This is a genomic window from Streptomyces sp. WAC06614, assembly GCF_003949795.1.
Taxonomy (GTDB): domain Bacteria; phylum Actinomycetota; class Actinomycetes; order Streptomycetales; family Streptomycetaceae; genus Streptomyces.
The window spans coordinates 1-7,170 of the sequence record NZ_RPRY01000337.1; the positions used below are offsets into that span (position 1 = coordinate 1).

A 7,170-nucleotide genomic window follows, 5' to 3' on the forward strand; every position below is an offset into this window, starting at 1 on the left:
CCCCCGCCCCGGCCACTCCCGGCGGCCGGTCCGGCGGGCCCGACGGCGCCCGATCCAGGGACGCCAGCGACGACCAGCACGGCTGAGCCCGGTCCAGTGGCCGCCGGCCCGGCGACAGCCAGCCCGGTGTCGCCCGGCCCGGTGACGGCCAGCCCGGCGGCGGCCGGTCCGACAACGGCCGGCCCGGCGACGCCCAGTCCGGCGACGGCCAGTCCGCGAGCGCCCGGTCCAGCGGCAGCCAGCCCGGTGTCGGCCCGTCCGGAGGCGGCCGGCCCGGCGGCGCCAACGACCGCCAGCCCGGTCACGGCCGACCCAGCAGCGGCCCGTCCGGAGGCGGCCGGCCCAGCAACCGCCGGTCCGACAACGGCCGGCCCGGTCACGGCCGGCCCGGCGACCCCCGGTCCGGCGACGGCCGGCCCGGGAGGGCCCGGTCCAGCGACGGCCAGCGGGGCGGCGCCCGTTCCGGGCGTCACCGGGCTGCGGGCCACCGCACGGATCCGGGCCGTCGCCGACGGCCGCGGCGGCACCGCGTTGCCCCTGCTCGCCGGCGAGGGCCCGCTCGCCCTACGACGGACCCGGGGGGCCGGGGACGGGGCCGGGGCCGACACCGCGGCGGCCTCGGTCACCCTGGTCGGGGCGATGAGCGCCCCGCTCGGCGGCGACCACCTCACCGTCGAAGCCGAGCTCGGGGCCGGCGCCCGACTCCGTATGGGGTCGGCCGCCGCCACCCTGGCCCTGCCCGGGCGCAGCGGGGCCCCAGCCCGCTACGAGACCCGGCTCAGCCTCGCCGAGAACACCTGCCTGCGCTGGCTGCCCGAGCCCCTCGTCTCGGTCCGTGGCAGCGACCTGCGGGTGCACACCCGCGTCGATCTGGCCCCGACCGCCCGGCTCCTGCTGCGCGAGGAGCAGGTCCTCGGCCGTACCGGCGAGGAACCCGGCCTGCTCCGCAGCCGACTGACCGTCACCCTGGCCGGCCGTCCGCTGCTGGACCAGGAACTGGCTTGCGGCCCGGGCGCCCCCGGCGGCTGGGACGGCCCGGCCGGCCTGGCCGGCCACCGCGCACTGGGCCAACTGCTCGTGGTCGACCCCGCCTTCGCCGAACGCCCGCCCCCGGCCGGCCCCCTGGGCGACCTGGCCGCCATCACCCCCCTGCCCGGCCCGGCCGTCCTGGTCACAGCCCTGTCCCCGAACGCCCTCCACCTACGCGCCGTACTCGACAAAGCAATCCAAGAACACGGCTGGTGACCCGTTCCGCCGGGGGCCGGGCGCAGAAGGCCTGCCACAGCGCACGACGCGGAACGGACCGCCTGGCACGCACAGCCCCGGCACGCCCAGCTCCGCCTGGCACAGCCCGGGCAGGCACGGCCCCGGCACGGACGGCTCCAGCCCGGACGGGCCAAGGTCGGCAGAGCCCCTCCACGGACGGCTCAGCGCGGACGACCCGCCAGGGACCGCTCCGGCTGGCCCGTCCCCAGGGCGCACGGCCCGGCACGGACGGCCCCCGGGGCGCCCGACCCGGAACGGCCGGCCAGCCACGGCCACCCAGGGCACGGCCGGCCAGGCACGGCCCGCGAGGGCCGGAACGGCCCTTCGGGGACGACGCCGGCAGGCTCGCTCCGACCCGGACGGCACCGGCAAACAAAGCCCAGGCCGGCCGGGCCGGGGCCCGCCAGGGCCAGGGCCCGCCAGGGCCAGGGCCCGCCAGGGCCAGGGCCCGCCAGGGCCAGGGCCCGCCAGGGCCAGGGCCCGCCAGGGCCAGGGCCCGCCAGGGCCAGGGCCCGGGTCATCCCAGTGGCTTCACCCAGCGCCGCCAGTGCTCCTCCACCCGGTAGCCGGCCGCGGCCCACACCCGGTGGGCCCGCTCGTTCGCGACGAGCACCATGGCGTCGCCCCGTCGCCCGCCGACCTCCCGGAAGCGCCGCTCGGCCGCGGTCAGGAGCGCGGTGGCGATCCCCTGCCTGCGGTGTCCGGGATGCACCGCGAGCCGGTACAGCGAGCAGCGCCACCCGTCCCAGCCGGCGATCACCGTGCCGACGAGGGCCCCCTCGGACTCGGCGAGGATCAGGGCCTCGGGGTCGCGGGCCACGAGCGCGGTGACGCCGGCCGCGTCGTCCGTGATCGACGTGCCCTCGGCCGCTTCCGCCCAGAACGCCAGCACGGTCTCCGCATCGGCCCCGGTGGCCGCCCGCACGGTCAGTTCGATCATGGCCGGAAGCCAACCACACCCTTCGTTCGTCCGTTCGATCGAGGCGGTCGCTTTGCCCATCCTTTACCCTGAGGTGAAACGGTCCTCCAGGGCCGTCGAAGCCCCCGTCCCACCCCCCGCCTCAACGAAAGGTGTGAGCGTCCGCCCATGGGCGAGCCTCCCAGTACCCGACATCGCGCGACTCCCCTCCTCCTGGCTGATCATGGGACGGAGGTGAACCGATGACCGAAGTGCTTCTGCTCCTCGTGGCGCTGCTGCTCTGCCTTGCCTGCGGAGCCTTCGTCGCCGCCGAGTTCTCCCTGACCACGGTCGAGCGCAGCGAGCTCGAACGGGCCGTCGAGCGCGGCGAACGCGGCGCCGACAGCGCCCTGTCCGCCGTCCGGAGCCTGACCTTCCAGCTCTCCGGCGCCCAGCTCGGCATCACCGTGACCGGCCTGGTCATCGGCATGATCGCCAAGCCGTCCATCGCCGCCCTGCTGCAGGGGCCGTTCGAGGCGATGGGGCTGTCCGCCACGGTCGCCTCCTCCACCGCCCTGGTCCTGGGCACCGTCCTGTCGACCGTCGTCCTGATGGTCGTGGGCGAGCTGGTCCCCAAGAACTGGGCGATCTCCTCCCCGCTGGCCGTCGCCAAGCGCGTGGCCACCATGCAGCGGACGTTCAGCCGGGCCTTCAAACCGTTCATCCGGCACCTCAACTCCACCGCCAACCACATGGTCCGGCGCCTGGGCATGGAACCGGCCGACGAACTCGCCTCCGCCCGCACCCCGCAGGAGCTGGTGGCCCTGGCCCGGCACTCCGCCAAGCAGGGCGCGCTGGAGAAGGACACCGCCGAACTGTTCGTACGGACCCTGAACCTGGCCGACCTCACCGCGGAGAACGTGATGACCCCCCGGGTCCAGGTCACCGCCCTGGACGTGACCACGACCGCCGAGGACGTGGCGAACGCGACCATGGCCACCGGCCTGTCCCGGTTCCCCGTCTACCGGGGCAACCTGGACACCGTCGTCGGCACGGTCCACATCAAGGACGTCCTCGCCCTGCCCGCCGAGGAGCGCCACCGCCACCCCGTCGCCCGGCTGATGCGCGAGCCGCTGCTGGTCCCCGAGTCGCTGACCGTGGACCGGCTCCTGGACCGGCTGTCCGGCGGCCGGACGATGGCCGTCGTCATCGACGAGTACGGCGGCACGGCAGGCGTCGCCACGCTGGAGGACATCGTCGAGGAGGTCGTCGGCGAGGTGCGCGACGAGCACGACCCGCACGAGACCCCCGACCTGGCCCCGGCCGGTACGGACGCCCACGGCCGGCTGCTGTACTCGGCCGACGGCGCGGCCCGCACCGACCAGCTGGAACGCATCGGCCTGCGCGTACCCGAAGGCCCGTACGAGACGCTGGCCGGGCTGATGGCCACCCGGCTGGGCCGGATCCCCGCGGTCGGGGACCGGCTGGAGCTGGACGGCTGGCGGCTGGACGTGGTGGACGCCACCGGTCACCGGGCCGCGCGGGTGCTGCTGCACGCACCGACCGAGGCGGCCTTCCCCACGGACGACGAGCGCGAGGAGGAGGCGCGATGACCGCCGTCCAGCTGCTGATCGGTCTGGCGACGCTGGTCGTCAACGCCTTCTTCGTCGGCGCCGAGTTCGCGCTGATCTCGGTCCGGCGCAGCCAGATCGAGCCCTACGCCGAACAGGGCGACCGCCGTGCGCGCAGCGTGCTGTGGGCCCTGGAACACGTGTCCGCCCTGATGGCGGCGGCCCAGCTGGGCATCACGCTGTGCACGCTGGTGCTCGGCGTGGTGGCCGAGCCCGCCATCGCCCATCTGCTGACACCGCTGCTGGACGCCGTGGGCGTGCCGGGCGGGGTGACCCACGCGATCTCGTTCGTGGTGGCGCTGGCCCTGGCGACGTACCTGCACATGCTGTTCGGCGAGATGCTGCCGAAGAACGTCGCGCTGTCGGAGCCGGTGCGTACGGCGCTGGCGCTCGGCCCGCCGCTGGTGGCCCTGACCCGGGCCCTGCGGCCGGTGATCTTCGCGGTCAACGCCTTCGCCAACGCCCTGCTGCGGCTGCTGCGGGTGGAGGTCAAGGACGAGGTGTCCGCGACCTTCACGGACGACGAGCTGGCGCGGATCGTCAAGGACTCCAGCGAGGCCGGGCTCATCGACGACCGGGCGAGCGAGCGGCTGCACGACGCGCTGGAGCTGGGTCGGCGCCCGGTCGCCGATGTAGTGCTGCCGGCCGGCGACGTGGTCTCGGCACGGTTCGGACTGACTCCGGACGAGCTGGAGCTGCTCTCCGCACAGACCGGCTACTCCCGCTTCCCGGTGGTCGACGAGGACCGCATGATCCTCGGCTATCTGCACGTCAAGGACGCCCTGGACGCGCCCTCGCGGGACGAGCCGTTCCCGTTGGCGGCGCTGCGGCCGATCGCGCAGGTCCGGGCCGAGACCCCGCTGGACGACGTGCTGACCGCGATGCGGCGCAGCCGGACCCACGTGGCGGCCGTGCTCGGGCCGGACGAGGCTCTGGCGGGGCTGGTGACGATGGAGGACGTGCTGCGCGAGCTGTTCGGCCGGCCTGCGGCCACCTGAGCCTGCGGCGTCGGCTAACCGCGCGGTAACATCGCAGGCGCCATGGAGATGAATGTGTCTTACACCAGTTTCGTCGCGCTCGGCGACTCCTTCACCGAGGGGATGTCCGACGCGCTGCCGGACGGCTCCTACCGCGGCTGGGCGGACCTGCTGGCAGGCCGCCTCGCCGCCCGGGAACCGGGCTTCCGGTACGCGAACCTGGCCGTGCGCGGCAAGCTCATCGGCCAGATCGTCGACGAGCAGGTGAGCACGGCCGCCGCGATGCGGGCGGACGTGGTGACGCTGGTGGGCGGGCTGAACGACGCGCTCCGGCCGAAGGTCGACATGGGCCGGGTCCGGGCCCGGCTGACCGAGGCGGTGGAGACGCTCGCGCCCTCCTGCAAGCACCTGGTGCTGATGCGCTCCCCGGGTCGCAACGGTCCCGTCATGGAACGGTTCCGGCCCCGCATGGAGGAGCTCTTCGGCGTGATCGAGGAGCTCGCCGCGCGACACGGCGCCCTGGTGGTGGACCTCTACGGTGCTCCGGCCCTCGGCGATCCCCGGCTGTGGGACGTGGACCGGCTGCACCTGACGGACGAGGGCCACCGCCGGGTGGCCGAGGCCGTCTGGCAGACGCTGGGGCTCCCGCCCGCCGAGGACTGGCGGGCGGAGTTGCCGCCGGCCCGGGTACCGGGCTGGGCCGTCCGCCGGCGCGAGGACGTACAGTTCGCGCGGCGGCACCTCCTCCCGTGGATCGGGCGCCGGCTGACGGGCCGCTCCTCGGGGGACGGCCGGCTGCCCAAGCGGCCGGAGCTGCTGCCCTACCCCGCCGCGTGACCTGGGACTCGTAGCAAGCCACAACCGGAGGCAGGCCCCGGACCTGCGTAAACACACAGCTCGGGCGCCAGTAGAATCCCTTTACGTGACAGCCAAGCCCCGCATCCCCAATGTCCTGGCCGGCCGCTACGCCTCTGCGGAGCTCGCCGTCCTGTGGTCCCCCGAGTACAAGGTGACGCTGGAGCGGCGGCTGTGGCTCGCCGTCCTGCGCGCCCAGAAGGACCTCGGCATCGAGGTCCCCGACCAGGCCCTCGCCGACTACGAGCGCGTCCTCGAGCAGGTGGACCTGGCCTCGATCGCCGAGCGCGAGAAGGTCACCCGGCACGACGTCAAGGCCCGCATCGAGGAGTTCAACGCCCTCGCCGGCCACGAGCACGTCCACAAGGGCATGACCTCCCGGGACCTGACCGAGAACGTCGAGCAGCTCCAGATCCGCCTCTCCCTGGAACTGGCCCGGGACCGTACGGTCGCCGTCCTCGCCCGCCTGGGCAAGCTGGCCGCCGAGCACGCCGAGCTGGTGATGGCCGGCCGCTCGCACAACGTCGCCGCCCAGGCCACCACCCTCGGCAAGCGCTTCGCGACCGCCGCCGACGAGCTGCTCGTGGCCTACGGCCGTCTGGAGGACCTGCTGGGCCGCTACCCGCTGCGCGGGATCAAGGGCCCGGTCGGTACCGCCCAGGACATGCTGGACCTGCTCGGCGGCGACGCCGGCAAGCTCGCCGAGCTGGAGCAGCGGATCGCCGGCCACCTGGGCTTCGCCCACGCCTTCACCTCCGTCGGTCAGGTCTACCCGCGCTCGCTGGACTACGACGTGGTCACCGCCCTGGTGCAGCTGGCCGCGGCTCCTTCCTCGATCGCCAAGACCATCCGGCTGATGGCCGGCCACGAGCTGGTCACCGAGGGCTTCAAGCCGGGCCAGGTCGGCTCCTCGGCGATGCCGCACAAGATGAACACCCGCTCCTGCGAGCGCGTGAACGGCCTCATGGTCATCTTGCGCGGCTATGCCTCCATGACCGGCGAGCTGGCCGGCGACCAGTGGAACGAGGGCGACGTCTCCTGCTCCGTGGTGCGCCGCGTGGCCCTGCCGGACGCGTTCTTCGCCTTCGACGGCCTGCTGGAGACCTTCCTGACCGTCCTCGACGAGTTCGGCGCATTCCCCGCGGTCGTGGCCCGCGAGCTCGACCGCTACCTGCCGTTCCTGGCGACCACCAAGGTCCTGATGGGCGCCGTGCGGGCCGGGGTCGGCCGCGAGGTCGCCCACGAGGCCATCAAGGAGCACGCGGTCGCCTCCGCCCTCGCCATGCGCGAGCAGGGCGCCGAGCGCAACGAGCTGCTGGACAAGCTCGCCGCCGACGAGCGCATCCCGCTGGACCGGGCCGAGCTCGACGCGCTGATGGCCGACAAGCTCTCCTTCACGGGCGCGGCGGGCGACCAGGTCGCCGCGATCGTCGGCCGCATCGAGGAGATCACCAAGCAGCACCCCGAGGCCGCCGGCTACACCCCCGGCTCCATCCTCTGACGACCGCCCCGACCCGAACCCCGTAGCGCGGCACCCACCCAC

Annotated in this window: 6 protein-coding genes; 5 read left to right on the forward strand and 1 reads right to left on the reverse strand. The window is 74.4% G+C overall.

Features of this window, described 5'->3' with window-relative positions; genetic code table 11:
• The first annotated feature begins 477 nt into the window (after positions 1-477).
• Positions 478-1,245, forward strand: a complete 768-nt coding sequence (locus tag EF918_RS29905) for an urease accessory protein UreD (protein ID WP_185921981.1) — start codon at positions 478-480, stop codon at positions 1,243-1,245.
• 538 nt (positions 1,246-1,783) lie between these two features.
• On the opposite strand, the gene EF918_RS29910 is transcribed toward EF918_RS29905, so the two are convergent.
• Positions 1,784-2,206, reverse strand: coding sequence for a GNAT family N-acetyltransferase (locus tag EF918_RS29910; protein ID WP_125652063.1), 423 nt, complete (start codon positions 2,204-2,206; stop codon positions 1,784-1,786).
• A gap of 221 nt (positions 2,207-2,427) precedes the next feature.
• Between EF918_RS29910 and EF918_RS29915 the strand changes: the two genes are divergently transcribed.
• The 4 genes from EF918_RS29915 to purB all read left to right on the forward strand — a co-directional run bounded on the left by EF918_RS29915 (position 2,428) and on the right by purB (position 7,128).
• A complete protein-coding gene (locus EF918_RS29915; protein WP_125652064.1) occupies positions 2,428-3,777 on the forward strand; it encodes a hemolysin family protein in 1,350 nt (449 codons plus the stop codon).
• Positions 3,774-4,793, forward strand: a complete 1,020-nt coding sequence (locus EF918_RS29920) for a hemolysin family protein (protein ID WP_125652065.1) — start codon at positions 3,774-3,776, stop codon at positions 4,791-4,793. Before EF918_RS29915 ends, EF918_RS29920 begins: the two co-directional genes overlap by 4 nt.
• A 42-nt stretch (positions 4,794-4,835) precedes the next feature.
• Positions 4,836-5,609 carry an SGNH/GDSL hydrolase family protein gene (locus EF918_RS29925; RefSeq protein WP_125652066.1) on the forward strand — a complete coding sequence of 258 codons (774 nt, stop codon included), beginning with the start codon at positions 4,836-4,838 and terminating at the stop codon, positions 5,607-5,609.
• A gap of 85 nt (positions 5,610-5,694) precedes the next feature.
• Entirely contained in the window at positions 5,695-7,128 is a 1,434-nt protein-coding gene (gene purB, locus EF918_RS29930) for an adenylosuccinate lyase (protein ID WP_125652067.1), read from the forward strand.
• The last annotated feature ends 42 nt before the right edge of the window (positions 7,129-7,170 follow it).